The sequence below is a fragment of the Acidovorax sp. sif0632 genome (assembly GCF_019218805.1).
GTDB lineage: Bacteria > Pseudomonadota > Gammaproteobacteria > Burkholderiales > Burkholderiaceae_C > Acidovorax > Acidovorax facilis.
The window spans coordinates 177,729-191,141 of sequence record NZ_JAHUWW010000008.1 but is presented as its reverse complement, the minus strand read 5'-3'; the positions used below and the strand labels follow the sequence as shown (position 1 = coordinate 191,141).

Sequence of the window (13,413 nt, the reverse complement as noted above, 5' to 3'; positions counted from 1 at the left end):
GGGGTAAACATGGCACGACTCCAAGAAATTTACCGCGACAAGATCGCTCCCGAACTGGCCAAACAGTTCGGCTACACCTCGCCGATGCAGGTTCCCCGTCTGACCAAGATCACGCTGAACATGGGCGTGAGCGAGGCAGTCTCGGACAAGAAGGTGATGGACAACGCTGTGGCTGACCTGACCAAGATTGCTGGTCAAAAGCCTGTGGTGACCAAGGCCAAGAAGGCTATCGCTGGTTTCAAGATCCGCGAAGGCCAGGCCATTGGTTGCATGGTCACGCTGCGTGGCGTGCAGATGTATGAGTTCCTGGACCGTTTTGTGACCGTGGCTCTGCCTCGCGTTCGTGACTTCCGTGGTATCTCTGGTCGCGCGTTCGACGGTCGTGGCAACTACAACATCGGCGTCAAAGAACAGATCATCTTCCCTGAAATTGAGTACGACAAGGTCGATGCCTTGCGCGGTCTCAACATCAGCATCACCACGACGGCCAAGTCCGACGAAGAAGCCAAGGCGCTTCTCGCTGGTTTCCGTTTCCCGTTCAAGAACTGAGGCGAAGCATGGCTAAAGTAGCTTTGATCCAGCGCGAACTGAAGCGCGAAAAACTGGCAGCCAAGTACGCAACCAAGTATGCGGAACTGAAGGCAATCGCTGGCGATGCCAAGCGCAGCGACGAAGAGCGCGATGCAGCCCGCCTGGGCCTGCAAAAGCTCCCTCGCAACGCCAACCCGACGCGTCAGCGCAACCGTTGCGAAATCACTGGTCGTCCACGTGGCACCTTCCGTCAATTCGGTCTGGCTCGCGCCAAGATCCGCGAACTGGCTTTTGCAGGCGACATCCCCGGTGTCACCAAAGCCAGCTGGTAAGCAGGCAGGAGAGATTAAACATGAGCATGAGTGATCCCATCGCTGACTTGCTGACCCGCATCCGTAATGCACAGATGGTCGCCAAGGCCACGGTTCTGGTGCCTTCTTCCAAAGTGAAGATTGCCATCGCCCAGGTGCTGAAGGACGAAGGTTATATCGACGGCTTCCAGGTGAAAACCGAAGCCGGCAAGTCCGAACTCGAAATTGCCCTGAAGTACTACGCAGGTCGCCCCGTGATTGAGCGCATTGAGCGCGTCAGCCGCCCTGGCCTGCGTGTCTACAAAGGCCGTGATTCCATTCCACAAGTCATGAACGGTCTGGGTGTGGCAATTGTCACGACGCCCAAGGGCGTGATGACTGATCGCAAGGCGCGTGCTACCGGTGTCGGTGGCGAAGTGCTCTGCTACGTGGCCTAACCCGCGGCATTGAGGAGAAACTGAAATGTCCCGAGTAGGAAAAATGCCCGTGACCATCCCCGCAGGCGTGGATGTGTCCGTGAAAGATGACCAGATCTCTGTCAAGGGTACTGGTGGCGCTCTGTCGCTGGCGCAAAACGCGCTGGTGAAAGTGTCCAGCAATGACGGCAAGCTCAGCTTTGAGCCTGCTAACGAATCCCGCGAAGCCAATGCCATGAGTGGCACGATTCGCCAGTTGGTCAACAACATGGTGGTCGGTGTCAGCAAAGGCTTTGAAAAGAAGCTGAGCCTGGTCGGTGTAGGCTACAAAGCCGCTGCCTCAGGCTCTAAGCTGAATTTGGCTGTTGGCTATTCGCATCCGGTCAATATCGAAATGCCCGCAGGCATCACGGTTGCCACCCCGACGCCCACGGAAGTGGTGATCAAGGGTGCAGATCGTCAGCGTGTCGGTCAGATCGCTGCTGAGATTCGTGCTGTTCGTCCACCTGAGCCCTACAAGGGCAAGGGTATCCGCTACGCGGACGAAAAGATCACGATCAAAGAGACCAAGAAGAAATAAGGAGCTGCAACATGTTGACCAAGAAAGAGCAGCGTCTTCGTCGTTCGCGCCAGACCCGCATCCGCATTGCACAGCAAGGCGTGGCACGTCTCACGGTGAACCGTACGAACCTCCATATCTACGCCAGTGTGATCTCCGGCGACGGCAGCAAGGTGCTGGCAAGTGCATCCACGGCGGAAGCCGACGTGCGCAAGTCGCTCGGCGGTTCGGGCAAGGGTGGCAATGCCGCAGCAGCCCAGATCATCGGCAAGCGTATCGCTGAAAAGGCGAAGGCTGCAGGTGTCGAGAAGGTTGCATTTGATCGCGCAGGCTTTGCTTACCACGGTCGCGTCAAGGCTTTGGCCGACGCAGCCCGTGAAGCTGGCTTGCAGTTCTAAGCGGAGCGGAATACAAAATGGCTAAATTTCAACCCAAAGTGCAGAACGAAGGTCAAGACGACGGTCTGCGCGAAAAAATGATCGCGGTCAACCGCGTGACCAAAGTCGTGAAGGGTGGCCGTATTCTCGGTTTCGCCGCACTGACGGTGGTTGGCGACGGTGATGGCCGCGTGGGCATGGGCAAGGGCAAGTCGAAAGAAGTGCCAGCTGCTGTGCAAAAGGCTATGGAAGAAGCTCGTCGCAACATGGTCAAGGTCTCGTTGAAGAACGGCACCATCCACCACAATGTGACCGGCCACCATGGCGCTGCTGTTGTGATGATGGCACCTGCTCCAAAGGGTACCGGCATCATCGCTGGCGGCCCTATGCGTGCAGTTTTTGAAGTGTTGGGTGTGACTGACATCGTGGCCAAGAGCCATGGTTCGTCCAATCCCTACAACATGGTCCGTGCAACGTTTGACGCGCTCGTCAATTCGACCACCCCGTCGAATGTGGCGGCCAAGCGCGGCAAGACAGTCGAAGACATCTTCGCCTGAACCGGAGCTTGAAAATGACAACGCAACAAACCGTCAAGATTCAACTGGTGCGCAGCCCGATTGGCACCAAGGAATCGCACCGCGCCACCGTTCGTGGCCTGGGTCTGCGCAAGCTCAATAGCGTGAGCGAACTGCAGGACTCGCCCGAAGTGCGCGGCATGATTAACAAGATCAGCTATCTGGTCAAAGTCCTCTGAGAGATAGATCATGGAACTCAATAGCATCAAGCCCGCAGACGGCGCCAAGCATGCCAAGCGCCGCGTAGGCCGTGGTATCGGCTCCGGCCTGGGCAAGACCGCTGGCCGTGGTCACAAGGGTCAGAAGTCTCGTGCCGGTGGCTACCACAAGGTTGGTTTTGAAGGCGGTCAAATGCCTTTGCAACGCCGCTTGCCCAAGCGTGGCTTCAAGTCGCACTTGCTCAAGTTCAACGCAGAAGTGACGCTGACGGCATTGGATCAACTCGGCCTGGCCGAAGTGGATGTCCTCGCTCTGAAGCAAGCAGGCCTGGTTGGCGAATTGGCCAAGGTGGTGAAGGTCATCAAGAGCGGTTCCCTGACCAAGGCTGTCAAGCTCAATGGCGTGGGTGCTACGGCTGGTGCCAAAGCAGCGATTGAAGCTGCTGGCGGCAGCGTCGCCTGAGTGTGGCTCTGAAGGAAGGCATCTGTGGCTACTAGCGCGGCTCAAATTGCAAAGACCGGGAAATTCGGCGACCTCCGTCGTCGTCTGGTTTTTCTGTTGCTTGCGCTGGTCGTGTACCGCATTGGGGCTCATATCCCTGTGCCAGGCATCGATCCAGCCCAACTCCAGCAGCTCTTCAGTGGCCAGCAAGGCGGCATCCTGAATCTGTTCAACATGTTCTCCGGTGGTGCGCTGTCGCGCTTCACGGTTTTCGCTCTGGGGATCATGCCGTACATTTCGGCGTCGATCATCATGCAGTTGATGACCTATGTGGTTCCCACATTCGAGCAGTTGAAAAAGGAAGGCGAAGCCGGTCGCAGGAAGATCACTCAGTACACCCGCTATGGCACCTTGGGCTTGGCCCTGTTCCAGTCGCTGGGAATTGCCGTAGCGCTGGAAAGCTCTGCTGGTTTGGTCCTGAGCCCCGGTTTCGGGTTCCGCATGACCGCTGTGGTCAGCTTGACGGCTGGCACGATGTTCCTGATGTGGCTGGGTGAGCAGATCACAGAGCGTGGCTTGGGGAACGGGATCTCGATCCTGATCTTTGCGGGCATTGCCGCTGGTTTGCCTAGTTCGATCGGTGGCCTTCTGGAGCTGGTTCGTACGGGTGCCATGAGCATTCTGGCCGCTATCTTCATCGTCCTCGTCGTTGGTCTGGTGACTTACTTCGTGGTGTTTGTCGAGCGGGGTCAGCGCAAGATACTGGTGAATTACGCTCGCCGGCAAGTAGGCAACAAGGTTTATGGTGGTCAATCGTCTCACCTGCCCCTGAAGCTGAACATGGCAGGTGTGATTCCTCCGATCTTTGCCTCGTCGATCATTCTGCTGCCGGCAACGGTGGTGAACTGGTTCAGTGCAGGTGAATCGATGCGCTGGTTGAAGGATATCTCGGGTGCGTTGACTCCTGGTCAGCCCATCTACGTGATGTTCTATGCTGCAGCCATCATCTTCTTCTGCTTTTTCTACACGGCTCTGGTATTCAACAGCCGTGAAACTGCAGACAACCTGAAGAAGAGCGGTGCGTTCATTCCAGGCATTCGCCCAGGTGAACAGACGGCCCGTTATATCGACAAGATCCTGGTGCGCCTGACATTGGCAGGCGCTGTGTACATCACCTTTGTGTGCTTGCTGCCAGAGTTCCTGATCTTGAAGTACAACGTTCCGTTCTACTTTGGTGGAACCTCGCTGTTGATCATTGTGGTGGTGACCATGGACTTTATGGCCCAGGTTCAGAACTACATGATGTCGCAACAGTATGAGTCGCTGCTCAAGAAAGCCAATTTCAAGGGCAATGCAGGCGGTTGATGATGAGGAAGGCAGTGCTGCACTTGCGACACTGCCTGCAAGGAACTGAATATCGGTTGAGTTGGCGCCCCACGATTTTTCGCGGGCACAAATTGTGTTCCGTGCGAAGCAGCCGGGACGGATGGAAAAGTTTTAGGAGAATGCAATGAGAGTTTCGGCTTCGGTCAAAAAAATCTGCCGCAACTGCAAGATCATCCGCCGCAAGGGTGTGGTGCGCGTGATCTGCACGGATCTGCGTCACAAGCAGCGCCAAGGTTGATTGGAAAGTATTAGAGGACGCATATGGCACGTATCGCTGGCATTAACATTCCGCCGCACAAGCACGCGGAAATCGGTTTGACCGCCATTTTTGGCATTGGTCGCACCCGCGCTCGCAAGATTTGCGAAGCAACTGGTATCGCTTACTCCAAGAAGATCAAAGATCTGACGGACGGCGATCTGGAAAAAATTCGCGAGCAAATCGAGCAGTTCACCATTGAAGGTGACCTGCGCCGCGAAACCACGATGAACATCAAGCGTTTGATGGACATCGGCTGCTATCGTGGCTTCCGCCATCGCCGCGGTCTGCCAATGCGTGGTCAGCGCACCCGTACCAATGCTCGCACTCGCAAGGGTCCGCGCAAGGGTGCAGCTGCACTGAAGAAATAAAGATTGAAAGATCATCATGGCTAAGTCTCCTGCCAATAACGCAGCTCAGCGCGTTCGCAAGAAGGTCCGGAAGAACGTTTCGGACGGTATTGCACACGTGCACGCCTCGTTCAACAACACCATCATCACGATCACCGATCGCCAAGGCAATGCTTTGTCGTGGGCATCGTCCGGTGGACAAGGTTTCAAGGGTTCGCGCAAGTCCACCCCATTCGCAGCCCAAGTGGCTTCGGAAGTGGCTGGCCGCGCTGCCATCGATCAAGGTATCAAGAACCTTGACGTTGAAATCAAGGGTCCCGGTCCTGGCCGTGAATCTTCGGTTCGCGCACTGGGTGCCCTGGGCATCCGTATCACGTCGATTTCTGACGTGACGCCAGTGCCGCACAACGGCTGCCGCCCTCAGAAGCGTCGTCGTATCTAATCTCTCTAAGCCCACCGCCGCCTGTGAACGCGCAAGCGCCTCAGGCGGCTCCCGCAATGGTTTGCGGCAGATGACACAAAGGAAGCTCAAGTGGCACGTTACCTCGGCCCCAAGGCCAAACTCTCCCGCCGTGAAGGCACGGACCTGTTCCTGAAGAGCGCCCGTCGCTCGATCGCCGACAAGTCCAAGTTCGATTCCAAGCCTGGTCAGCACGGCCGCACCTCGGGTGCCCGTACCTCTGACTACGGTCTGCAACTGCGCGAAAAGCAGAAGGTCAAGCGCATGTACGGCGTGCTGGAAAAGCAATTCCGCCGTTACTTCGAAGCCGCTGAAGGCAAGAAGGGCAATACCGGCGCCAACCTGCTGTTCCTGCTGGAATCCCGTCTCGACAACGTCGTGTACCGCATGGGTTTCGGTTCGACCCGCGCTGAAGCCCGTCAGCTGGTGTCGCACAAGGCGATTACCGTGAACGGCAAGTCCGTGAACATTGCTTCCTACCTCGTGAAGACGGGTGACGTTGTGGCTGTGCGCGAAAAGTCGAAGAAGCAAAACCGCGTTGTGGAAGCCCTGCAACTGGCCGCACAAGTGGGTATGCCTGCCTGGGTGGAAGTGAATGCCGACAAGGCTGAAGGCATCTTCAAGAAGGTGCCTGACCGTGATGAGTTTGGCGCCGACATCAACGAATCCCTGATCGTTGAGTTGTATTCGCGCTAATCGCTCGGTACATATTTCGAGAAAACCGTCCCTGAACCGCGAGGCATCGCGGTTTAGGCGCTTCACCAGCCTTACCGGTGTAACGAGCTGGGGGTATTGAGAGGAAGTCTGAATGCAAACCAATTTGCTGAAACCCAAGGCGATCAATGTCGAGCAGCTTGGCCACAATCGTGCCAAGGTCGCACTGGAGCCGTTCGAGCGTGGGTACGGCCACACGCTGGGCAACGCCATCCGGCGCGTCCTGCTCTCGTCCATGGTGGGTTACGCAGCGACGGAAGTCACCATTGCAGGCGTTCTGCACGAGTACTCGTCCATCGATGGCGTTCAGGAAGATGTGGTCAACATCCTCTTGAACCTCAAAGGCGTGGTGTTCAAGCTGCACAACCGCGACGAAGTCACGCTGAGCCTGCGCAAGGATGGCGAAGGCGTGGTCACCGCGCGCGACATCCAGACGCCACATGACGTCGAGATCGTCAACCCCGATCACGTGATTGCCAACCTGTCGGCAGGCGGCAAGCTGGACATGCAGATCAAGGTGGAAAAGGGCCGTGGTTACGTGCCTGGCAGCCTGCGCCGTTATGCCGACGAATCGACCAAGTCGATCGGCCGCATCGTGCTGGATGCTTCGTTCTCGCCCGTCAAGCGCGTGAGCTACACCGTGGAAAGCGCCCGCGTGGAGCAGCGTACCGACCTGGACAAGCTGGTGGTCGAGATCGAAACCAACGGTGCCATCACCGCTGAAGACGCTGTGCGCGCCTCGGCCAAGATCCTGGTGGAACAGCTGGCTGTGTTCGCACAGCTCGAAGGTGGCGAGCTCGCTGCGTTCGACGCACCGGCAGGCCCGCGCGGCAATGCCACGTTCGATCCGATCCTGCTGCGTCCTGTGGACGAGCTGGAACTGACCGTGCGTTCCGCCAACTGTCTGAAGGCCGAGAACATCTACTACATCGGTGACCTGATCCAGCGCACCGAGAACGAGCTGCTCAAGACGCCTAACCTGGGCCGCAAGTCGCTCAACGAGATCAAGGAAGTGCTCGCATCGCGTGGTCTCACGCTGGGCATGAAACTGGAAAACTGGCCACCAGCTGGCTTGGACAAGCGTTAAGTTATAATTTTTGGTTCCCTGCCGGGAACAGTGCCTCGGGCAGTACCTGATACGGCTGCCTGATTTAATTACTCAAAGGAAAGCACCATGCGCCACGGACACGGCCTCCGCAAACTCAACCGTACCAGCTCGCACCGCCTCGCGATGCTGCAGAACATGATGAATTCGCTCATCGAGCACGAAGTCATCAAGACCACCGTTCCCAAGGCCAAGGAACTGCGCCGCGTGATCGAGCCCATGATCACCCTGGCCAAGGAAGACTCCGTAGCAAACCGCCGTCTGGCATTCAACCGCTTGCGCGACCGTGATAGCGTGACCAAGCTCTTCAATGACCTGGGTCCTCGTTTCAAGGTGCGTCCCGGTGGCTACACCCGTATTCTGAAGATGGGCTTCCGTGTGGGCGATAACGCTCCCATGGCGCTGGTCGAATTGGTCGATCGTGCTGCTGAAACCGAAAATAATTCGGCAGCAGCTGAATAATAGGGTATAATTTATTTCTTACCGCGCGATGGAGCAGTCTGGTAGCTCGTTGGGCTCATAACCCAAAGGTCGGAGGTTCAAATCCTTCTCGCGCAACCAACATGGCAGGCCTCTGCTGAACAAAACGCCCACTACACAGTGGGCGTTTTTGTTTCTGCCTCTCGGACCGTGCGGAATTGGCACTCTAGCTTTCCAGGTGATTTCTTCCAACCCGGCAAATGGCCTTTCATGTCGCCGTCATCCGGCATGGCATGTTTTCACAAACGAGGGCCTGGCCCTGGGCATATCGGGGGAGCCTTGGTGTTTGCCGCAGGGCTGATCACAGCAGCTCCATGAGCTGGCTGCCTGAGCCCGAGTTTTGTTGAGAGGCTGCAAATAGCTGCCTGAACCTGACCCCTCGGCTATCCTGAGCCCGCCTGGAGGCCTTCGATCGTGGAGTCCTGTGCGGCGTGGCACCGGGCAAACTCATTTCCCGAACAGATCTGCCTTGGCTGCCTTGGTGATTGCTGCCACGCAGGGGTGCGTGATGCGTCGCTCCACAGAAATCGCAAAAAACTCCTCGACCAGTTCCGTCGTGCGGCCGATCACTTCGACACCAAACTGCGCGGTGGTTTCCTCATCCAGAACGGTCGGGGACGTGAAAACGCCACGGCCTTCGCGGCCGAAAGCATTCATCAACGCACTGTCGTCGAACTCACCCACGAGCCGTGGCTGCAATTGGTATTTGTTAAACCAGTGATCGAGCTGTTGGCGCACGGAAGACATGGGGCCTTGGATGAGCATGGGGGCGCCCTGGAGGCATTGGGGAAAGGACCCCTGTAGCTGCGCCTTCAGGCCAGGAGCGCAAAAAAAACTCATGCCACTGGTTCCTAGCGGGTGGTTGAACGCCTTGACGCCGATTTTTTTGGAAACGGGTTCATCGGCCAGCACCAGATCGAGTTTGTGCAGGCTCAGTTGGGCGATGAGTTCTGGAAATTTTCCTTCCTGGCAGGTCATGTGCACCTGTTCAGGCATGCCCAAGGCGGGTTCCAGAAGGTGATAGGCCACGGACTTCGCGATCGAGTCTGCAACCCCTACGCGAAATTCCAGCGGTTTGGCGTGGCCGCGGGAGAGGCGGATCGATTTTTCCAGCTCGTCCCCCAGCGTAAAAATCTGCTCCGCGTAACCCAGGGCGACACGACCCTCGCTGGTGAGTTCCAGCCCACGCCCTCGCTTGCGAAAGAGGTCGTGGCCCAGCCATTCCTCCAGCTGTTTGATCTGCCCAGAAAGCGTCTGGGGCGTGGTGTGCAGCTGCTCGCCTGCCCGCATCACCCCTCCGGCCTTTGCAACCGTCCAGAAATACCGCAGATGCTTGAAGTTCATGGTGATAAATGCTTCGTAAAAAACGATCAATCAACGTTGATAAAACGAATATACGCGAAGTATTAAACCGCCTACATTGAACGCTTGGCCCCTTTCCGCAGCCATTGGTGCTGCGGTCTGGAACTGTCAACGTTCACAAGGAGTAGCAACGATGCGGATTACCACACGAGGACAACTTGCGGTATCGGCAATGACCGACCTGGCGCTGCGCCAGAAGATGCGGCCGGTAGCGCTTTCGACGATCAGCGCCCGGCAGGGTACCTCGCTGTCGTACCTGGAGCAGCTGTTCAGCGCCTTGCGCCGTGCCGGGCTCGTGGACAGCACACGCGGCCCGGGTGGCGGTTACACCCTTGCCCGAAACACAGACCAGATCTCAGTGGCCGAGATCATCCTGGCGGTCGAGAACCTCAAGACCGACGATCTGCAAAGCCTGGGTGCCGGCCAGGCTGCGCAAGTGAAGTCGATGACGGGCGAACTCTGGTCCACCTTCAACGCACGGGTGATGGAGTACTTGCAGTCGGTGACTTTGCAAGACCTTGTGGCGCAGCAGCATGCCAAGGGTGTGGTGGCCGAGGAAATGGCCCCTGCAGCCCCTCGCCCCAAGCTGAGCGCCAAGCCGCGCCCCTTGATGGCGCGGGTGGGCGTGCCCAACTCGGTGTTCGCACTGGGTTCGATCCCGCTGCTGCAACGCCGTTGAGACCGCACACCGGTTGCGCTCTGCAGTTGCGGGCGCATGCCAGTGCTCCGGGGGCGGCCTTGGCCCGCCCTCCATCAGTTTTGCGTGCGCGGGGCGGCTACAGCTGCTGCGCGAGCTGCTTGATTCCCCGGATCAGCATCTCTACCGAGATGGCGACCAGGATCAGGCCCATCAGGCGTTCAAACGCCATCACCACGCGTTCGCCCACCAGGCGCTGGATGCGTTCTGCCATCAGCAACACCACGGCGCACACGGCCATGGTGACGCACAGCGCGCCCACCCATTCCCAGCGGCGTTCCGGCGCCTGGGCCACCAGCAGCATGACGGTGGCGAGCGCTGAGGGGCCCGCCAAGGCAGGGATGGCCAGCGGCACGATCAGGGGTTCGCCCGGCAGCTCCGCCTGTGGGCCGTCAGCCGACGGAAAAATCATGCGCAGCGCGATCAGAAACAGCACCACCGCACCCGCAATCTGCAACGACAAATCGCTCAGGTTCATCACCTGCAGAAACTGAGCCCCGAAAAACAGAAACACCAGCAGCAGCGCAAACGCAATCAGCACCTCCCGCAGGATCACCCGCGCCCGGCGCTCGGGCGCCACGCCGCGCAGGGCATTGGCAAAGATGGGGATGTTGCCCAGCGGATCGGTGATCAGCAGGAGCAGGATGGTGGCGGACGCGAAGGTGTAGCTCACGATGCGTACACCGCGTCCAGTGAGCGAAAGCCCTTGATCTCGATCGGATTGCCGCTGGGGTCGTGGAAGAACATCGTCCACTGTTCGCCGGGCTGGCCCTCAAAGCGCACCTGCGGATCCAGCACGAAGGTGGTGCCGGCGGCCTTCAGCCGTGCGGCCAGCGCATGCCAGTCGGGCAATTCCATGATGGCGCCAAAGTGCGGCATGGGTACCAGGTGGTCGCCCACATGGCCGGTGCGGGCACTGGCAAACGGGGTGCCCAAGTGCAACGAGATCTGGTGGCCGAAAAAATCGAAGTCCACCCAGGTATCGGTGCTTCGGCCTTCCTGGCAACCGAGCACGCCGCCATAAAAGCGGCGCGCGGCATCCAGATCGGTGACGTGAAAGGCGAGGTGAAAGAGGCTGCGCATCCCGTAAAGGATAGCAGCCAAGGCTGCGCTGCGGGCGCGGCCTGGAGGCCTGTCAGGCGACAGACGGGTCGGCGGCCATGTTGTCAAATTTCTTGAAATACTGGCGCGCCATGGCCACCAGCTGGGCGTCGGTCGGGTGGTCTGCAGCCACAGAGTCCACCACCACATCGGCCACCGCAGCATGGTGCTTGGCCGCCCAGTCGCGGAACTGGTTGCGTACCAGGCCCGGGCCAGCCAGCAGCACTTCACGCGTGTCGGCCAAGGCCTGGGCGACATCGGCAAAGAAAGCGGTGAGGTCGTCGGCTTTGCCCTGGTGCTTGTGGTGGCTGCGGGACTTGATGCGCTGGGCCTCGGCATGCTCGCGGTCGAACATCACCACGTGGGCTTCGGACTGGTCCATCCAGACTACTGCGTGAAAAGTGCTCATGAATCGGCTTTCTTGAAGTGACGAAAAAAAACGGGGAAAGAAGGGAAAAGGGGCCTGAATGCGTGAGCGAACTCACGCAGCACGGCGGTGTTGCTCGGCCTTTTCCTGGCAATGCACGCAGCGTGCGGCCTCGGGGTTGGCGTGCAGGCGTGCGGCGGTGATGTGGGTGCCACAGTCTGTGCATTCGCCGTACGTACCCGCTTCAATGCGGGCCAAAGCGGCTTCCACGGCGGCCAGGTGGGTGGTTTCGCGCTCGTCCAGCGCAAACTCCAGTTCACGCTCGGTGGCGAGTTGGGCACGCGGGTCCTCGGGCCGACCAAAGTGGTCGGCAGCGGCCTCGGCGCGGCCGATGACGCCCCCGCGCTGCGCGGCCAACTGGGCCAGCAGCTCGGATTGCTGGGCCAGCAATTGTTGGCGGAATGGGGCGGCCTGGGTCTTGTCCATGCGGTGTCTCCTCAAGGGTGATCGGATACCTGCATGGTGCGCTTGTGCGCGATGACCTCGGTTGACCAAGGTCAAGGGATGAAGACCCAGCGCCTGGGGGCGGGTTTAGAACAGGTTCTTAGCGCTTGGGCGGCCGCGCCAGCATTTCAGCGGTGTTGGTCTTGCGATCGGCGTTCACGCGCTGCACGTGGGGGCGCTCTGCCATGCGCGTGAGGTACTCGCGCACAGGCAGATCGGCCAGGTAGTCGCGGCCATAGATGATCTTGGTGGCCGAGCTGACCAGCGGCAGGTGCACGATGGCTGCGCAGTCGGCCAGGGTGAAGGCGTCGCCGCCCACGTAGGGGCTGAACTTCGCAAGCTGACCGAAGGCGGCAATGTTTTTCTCAAGCTGCGCTCCCACCTTTTCCTTGGCGGTGTCGCTCACGGTTCCGCCAAAAAACGCCTGGGGATACAGGTTGCGTGCCACCAGCTCCAGATGCAACTCCAGAAAGGTGATCAGCTCGCGCACCTTGGCGGCCTGGTAGGGGTTGGCGGGGATCAGCGCTGGCTGTGGGTGGGCTGCCTCGATGTAGTCGGCCATCACGGCCGATTCGCACAGCGGCCCCTCGGGCGTGCGCAGGTAGGGCACCTTGCCCAGCGGGCTGGCGCTGCGGTCGGTCTCGCCCACCCAGGCCAGTTCTTCGGTGAAGGGCAGGCCCTTTTCGAGCAAGGCGAGTTTGATCTTGTTGTAGTAGTTGCTGGCCGAAAAGCCGCAGAGTGTGAGCATGGTGGCGTCTCCGTTGTGGTGGTGAATGCAGCACGCATCCTAGGTGGGGGCGGGGGCGCAGTCCGTCGCGCAGATGACCCCGGTCAAGGGGTGCGCACCCAGGCCCCCTACAATTCGCACCCATGCCCTCCCTGCAAACCATTCGCAGCCTTCGCTGGCTCGCCCGCCTTGTGCTGGCGTGGTTTGTGTTGTCGATCGGCGTGGCGGTGGCGTCGCCGCTGGTCAATCCGCAGGCGATGGAGCTGATCTGTTCGGGCTCGGGCGCGATCAAGTTGCTGGTCAAGACCGATGACGGTGCCAAGGAGATGTCCAGCCACACGCTGGACTGCCCCTTGTGCGCGCATGTCGGCGCTCCGCCTCCCGTGTCGCAGGCCCAGCTGCCTGTGGTCCACCCCCTGGCGCATGCCCTGCGCCCCATTCCTGCCGCGCACATTGCTGCGCGCACCGCCGCGCCGCTGCCGCCGCGTGGGCCCCCAGCTTTCTCCTGAAATTGCTATGTTTTTAATAGCTGCTT

Annotated in this window: 23 protein-coding genes and 1 tRNA gene; 18 read left to right on the top strand and 6 right to left on the bottom strand. The window is 59.2% G+C overall.

Annotation, left to right across the window (positions count from 1 at the left end; translation table 11 throughout):
- Positions 1 to 9: 9 nt before the first annotated feature.
- From rplE to KW832_RS22330, 16 genes are all read left to right on the top strand, one after another.
- Positions 10 to 549: a 50S ribosomal protein L5 gene (gene rplE / locus KW832_RS22405; protein ID WP_055395671.1), complete on the top strand. Its 540-nt coding sequence runs from the start codon at positions 10 to 12 to the stop codon at positions 547 to 549.
- Between the two features lie 8 nt (positions 550 to 557).
- Positions 558 to 863, top strand: coding sequence for a 30S ribosomal protein S14 (gene rpsN / locus KW832_RS22400; RefSeq protein WP_007861712.1), 306 nt, complete (start codon positions 558 to 560; stop codon positions 861 to 863).
- A gap of 20 nt (positions 864 to 883) precedes the next feature.
- Positions 884 to 1,279, top strand: a complete 396-nt coding sequence (gene rpsH, locus KW832_RS22395; protein WP_008906523.1) for a 30S ribosomal protein S8 — start codon at positions 884 to 886, stop codon at positions 1,277 to 1,279.
- Positions 1,280 to 1,304: 25 nt separating this feature from the next.
- Positions 1,305 to 1,838 carry a 50S ribosomal protein L6 gene (gene rplF / locus KW832_RS22390; RefSeq protein WP_055395675.1) on the top strand — a complete coding sequence of 178 codons (534 nt, stop codon included), beginning with the start codon at positions 1,305 to 1,307 and terminating at the stop codon, positions 1,836 to 1,838.
- An 11-nt stretch (positions 1,839 to 1,849) separates the two neighbouring features.
- A complete protein-coding gene (gene rplR, locus KW832_RS22385) occupies positions 1,850 to 2,215 on the top strand; it encodes a 50S ribosomal protein L18 (RefSeq protein WP_005793639.1) in 366 nt (121 codons plus the stop codon).
- A 17-nt stretch (positions 2,216 to 2,232) separates the two neighbouring features.
- Positions 2,233 to 2,751 carry a 30S ribosomal protein S5 gene (gene rpsE / locus KW832_RS22380; protein WP_008906520.1) on the top strand — a complete coding sequence of 173 codons (519 nt, stop codon included), beginning with the start codon at positions 2,233 to 2,235 and terminating at the stop codon, positions 2,749 to 2,751.
- Positions 2,752 to 2,765: 14 nt separating this feature from the next.
- A complete protein-coding gene (rpmD, locus tag KW832_RS22375; RefSeq protein ID WP_007861725.1) occupies positions 2,766 to 2,948 on the top strand; it encodes a 50S ribosomal protein L30 in 183 nt (60 codons plus the stop codon).
- A gap of 10 nt (positions 2,949 to 2,958) precedes the next feature.
- A complete protein-coding gene (gene rplO, locus KW832_RS22370) occupies positions 2,959 to 3,390 on the top strand; it encodes a 50S ribosomal protein L15 (protein WP_055395677.1) in 432 nt (143 codons plus the stop codon).
- Between the two features lie 24 nt (positions 3,391 to 3,414).
- Positions 3,415 to 4,734, top strand: a complete 1,320-nt coding sequence (gene secY / locus KW832_RS22365) for a preprotein translocase subunit SecY (protein WP_055395679.1) — start codon at positions 3,415 to 3,417, stop codon at positions 4,732 to 4,734.
- Between the two features lie 145 nt (positions 4,735 to 4,879).
- Positions 4,880 to 4,993 (top strand): 50S ribosomal protein L36, encoded by a 114-nt coding sequence (rpmJ, locus tag KW832_RS22360; protein WP_005793651.1) that lies wholly within the window; start codon positions 4,880 to 4,882, stop codon positions 4,991 to 4,993.
- Between the two features lie 23 nt (positions 4,994 to 5,016).
- On the top strand, positions 5,017 to 5,382 hold the full coding sequence (rpsM, locus tag KW832_RS22355; RefSeq protein WP_008906516.1) for a 30S ribosomal protein S13: 366 nt from the start codon (positions 5,017 to 5,019) through the stop codon (positions 5,380 to 5,382).
- A gap of 16 nt (positions 5,383 to 5,398) precedes the next feature.
- Positions 5,399 to 5,803 (top strand): 30S ribosomal protein S11, encoded by a 405-nt coding sequence (gene rpsK, locus KW832_RS22350; RefSeq protein WP_005793662.1) that lies wholly within the window; start codon positions 5,399 to 5,401, stop codon positions 5,801 to 5,803.
- A gap of 90 nt (positions 5,804 to 5,893) precedes the next feature.
- Positions 5,894 to 6,517, top strand: a complete 624-nt coding sequence (gene rpsD / locus KW832_RS22345) for a 30S ribosomal protein S4 (protein WP_055395681.1) — start codon at positions 5,894 to 5,896, stop codon at positions 6,515 to 6,517.
- Between the two features lie 112 nt (positions 6,518 to 6,629).
- Entirely contained in the window at positions 6,630 to 7,622 is a 993-nt protein-coding gene (gene rpoA / locus KW832_RS22340) for a DNA-directed RNA polymerase subunit alpha (RefSeq protein WP_008906514.1), read from the top strand.
- A gap of 87 nt (positions 7,623 to 7,709) precedes the next feature.
- A complete protein-coding gene (gene rplQ / locus KW832_RS22335) occupies positions 7,710 to 8,102 on the top strand; it encodes a 50S ribosomal protein L17 (RefSeq protein ID WP_008906513.1) in 393 nt (130 codons plus the stop codon).
- Positions 8,103 to 8,124: 22 nt separating this feature from the next.
- Positions 8,125 to 8,201, top strand: a tRNA-Met gene (locus KW832_RS22330).
- A 366-nt stretch (positions 8,202 to 8,567) separates the two neighbouring features.
- On the opposite strand, the gene nhaR is transcribed toward KW832_RS22330, so the two are convergent.
- A complete protein-coding gene (nhaR, locus tag KW832_RS22325) occupies positions 8,568 to 9,464 on the bottom strand; it encodes a transcriptional activator NhaR (protein ID WP_176887295.1) in 897 nt (298 codons plus the stop codon).
- A gap of 151 nt (positions 9,465 to 9,615) precedes the next feature.
- Between nhaR and KW832_RS22320 the strand changes: the two genes are divergently transcribed.
- Positions 9,616 to 10,161, top strand: coding sequence for an Rrf2 family transcriptional regulator (locus KW832_RS22320; RefSeq protein WP_055395341.1), 546 nt, complete (start codon positions 9,616 to 9,618; stop codon positions 10,159 to 10,161).
- Between the two features lie 97 nt (positions 10,162 to 10,258).
- Here KW832_RS22320 and KW832_RS22315 read toward each other — a convergent pair whose 3' ends face one another.
- The 5 genes from KW832_RS22315 to KW832_RS22295 all read right to left on the bottom strand — a co-directional run bounded on the left by KW832_RS22315 (position 10,259) and on the right by KW832_RS22295 (position 12,899).
- Complete coding sequence (locus KW832_RS22315; protein WP_055395343.1) at positions 10,259 to 10,852, bottom strand: MarC family protein; 594 nt, start codon at positions 10,850 to 10,852, stop codon at positions 10,259 to 10,261.
- A complete protein-coding gene (locus KW832_RS22310; RefSeq protein ID WP_055395344.1) occupies positions 10,849 to 11,262 on the bottom strand; it encodes a VOC family protein in 414 nt (137 codons plus the stop codon). The genes KW832_RS22315 and KW832_RS22310 overlap by 4 nt, the downstream gene beginning before the upstream one ends.
- A 52-nt stretch (positions 11,263 to 11,314) precedes the next feature.
- Positions 11,315 to 11,689: a hypothetical protein gene (locus tag KW832_RS22305; protein WP_121421387.1), complete on the bottom strand. Its 375-nt coding sequence runs from the start codon at positions 11,687 to 11,689 to the stop codon at positions 11,315 to 11,317.
- 72 nt (positions 11,690 to 11,761) lie between these two features.
- A complete protein-coding gene (locus KW832_RS22300) occupies positions 11,762 to 12,133 on the bottom strand; it encodes a TraR/DksA family transcriptional regulator (RefSeq protein ID WP_218301481.1) in 372 nt (123 codons plus the stop codon).
- A 118-nt stretch (positions 12,134 to 12,251) separates the two neighbouring features.
- Positions 12,252 to 12,899 (bottom strand): glutathione S-transferase, encoded by a 648-nt coding sequence (locus KW832_RS22295; RefSeq protein ID WP_055395350.1) that lies wholly within the window; start codon positions 12,897 to 12,899, stop codon positions 12,252 to 12,254.
- A 122-nt stretch (positions 12,900 to 13,021) separates the two neighbouring features.
- On the opposite strand from KW832_RS22295, the gene KW832_RS22290 reads away from it, so the two are divergent.
- Complete coding sequence (locus KW832_RS22290) at positions 13,022 to 13,387, top strand: DUF2946 family protein (RefSeq protein ID WP_055395352.1); 366 nt, start codon at positions 13,022 to 13,024, stop codon at positions 13,385 to 13,387.
- Positions 13,388 to 13,413: the final 26 nt, after the last annotated feature.

Coding starts and splice junctions, on each gene's coding strand:
- nhaR (WP_176887295.1), bottom strand. CDS start 9,464: ATGAACTTCAAGCATCTGCGGTATTTCTGGACGGTTGCAAAGGCCGGA.
- KW832_RS22295 (WP_055395350.1), bottom strand. CDS start 12,899: ATGCTCACACTCTGCGGCTTTTCGGCCAGCAACTACTACAACAAGATC.
- rplR (WP_005793639.1), top strand. CDS start 1,850: ATGTTGACCAAGAAAGAGCAGCGTCTTCGTCGTTCGCGCCAGACCCGC.
- rplE (WP_055395671.1), top strand. CDS start 10: ATGGCACGACTCCAAGAAATTTACCGCGACAAGATCGCTCCCGAACTG.
- KW832_RS22300 (WP_218301481.1), bottom strand. CDS start 12,133: ATGGACAAGACCCAGGCCGCCCCATTCCGCCAACAATTGCTGGCCCAG.
- rpmD (WP_007861725.1), top strand. CDS start 2,766: ATGACAACGCAACAAACCGTCAAGATTCAACTGGTGCGCAGCCCGATT.
- KW832_RS22290 (WP_055395352.1), top strand. CDS start 13,022: ATGCCCTCCCTGCAAACCATTCGCAGCCTTCGCTGGCTCGCCCGCCTT.
- rpmJ (WP_005793651.1), top strand. CDS start 4,880: ATGAGAGTTTCGGCTTCGGTCAAAAAAATCTGCCGCAACTGCAAGATC.
- rplQ (WP_008906513.1), top strand. CDS start 7,710: ATGCGCCACGGACACGGCCTCCGCAAACTCAACCGTACCAGCTCGCAC.
- rpsN (WP_007861712.1), top strand. CDS start 558: ATGGCTAAAGTAGCTTTGATCCAGCGCGAACTGAAGCGCGAAAAACTG.
- rpsH (WP_008906523.1), top strand. CDS start 884: ATGAGCATGAGTGATCCCATCGCTGACTTGCTGACCCGCATCCGTAAT.
- rpsM (WP_008906516.1), top strand. CDS start 5,017: ATGGCACGTATCGCTGGCATTAACATTCCGCCGCACAAGCACGCGGAA.
- rpoA (WP_008906514.1), top strand. CDS start 6,630: ATGCAAACCAATTTGCTGAAACCCAAGGCGATCAATGTCGAGCAGCTT.
- rpsE (WP_008906520.1), top strand. CDS start 2,233: ATGGCTAAATTTCAACCCAAAGTGCAGAACGAAGGTCAAGACGACGGT.
- KW832_RS22305 (WP_121421387.1), bottom strand. CDS start 11,689: ATGAGCACTTTTCACGCAGTAGTCTGGATGGACCAGTCCGAAGCCCAC.
- rplO (WP_055395677.1), top strand. CDS start 2,959: ATGGAACTCAATAGCATCAAGCCCGCAGACGGCGCCAAGCATGCCAAG.
- KW832_RS22310 (WP_055395344.1), bottom strand. CDS start 11,262: ATGCGCAGCCTCTTTCACCTCGCCTTTCACGTCACCGATCTGGATGCC.
- rpsK (WP_005793662.1), top strand. CDS start 5,399: ATGGCTAAGTCTCCTGCCAATAACGCAGCTCAGCGCGTTCGCAAGAAG.
- rplF (WP_055395675.1), top strand. CDS start 1,305: ATGTCCCGAGTAGGAAAAATGCCCGTGACCATCCCCGCAGGCGTGGAT.
- KW832_RS22320 (WP_055395341.1), top strand. CDS start 9,616: ATGCGGATTACCACACGAGGACAACTTGCGGTATCGGCAATGACCGAC.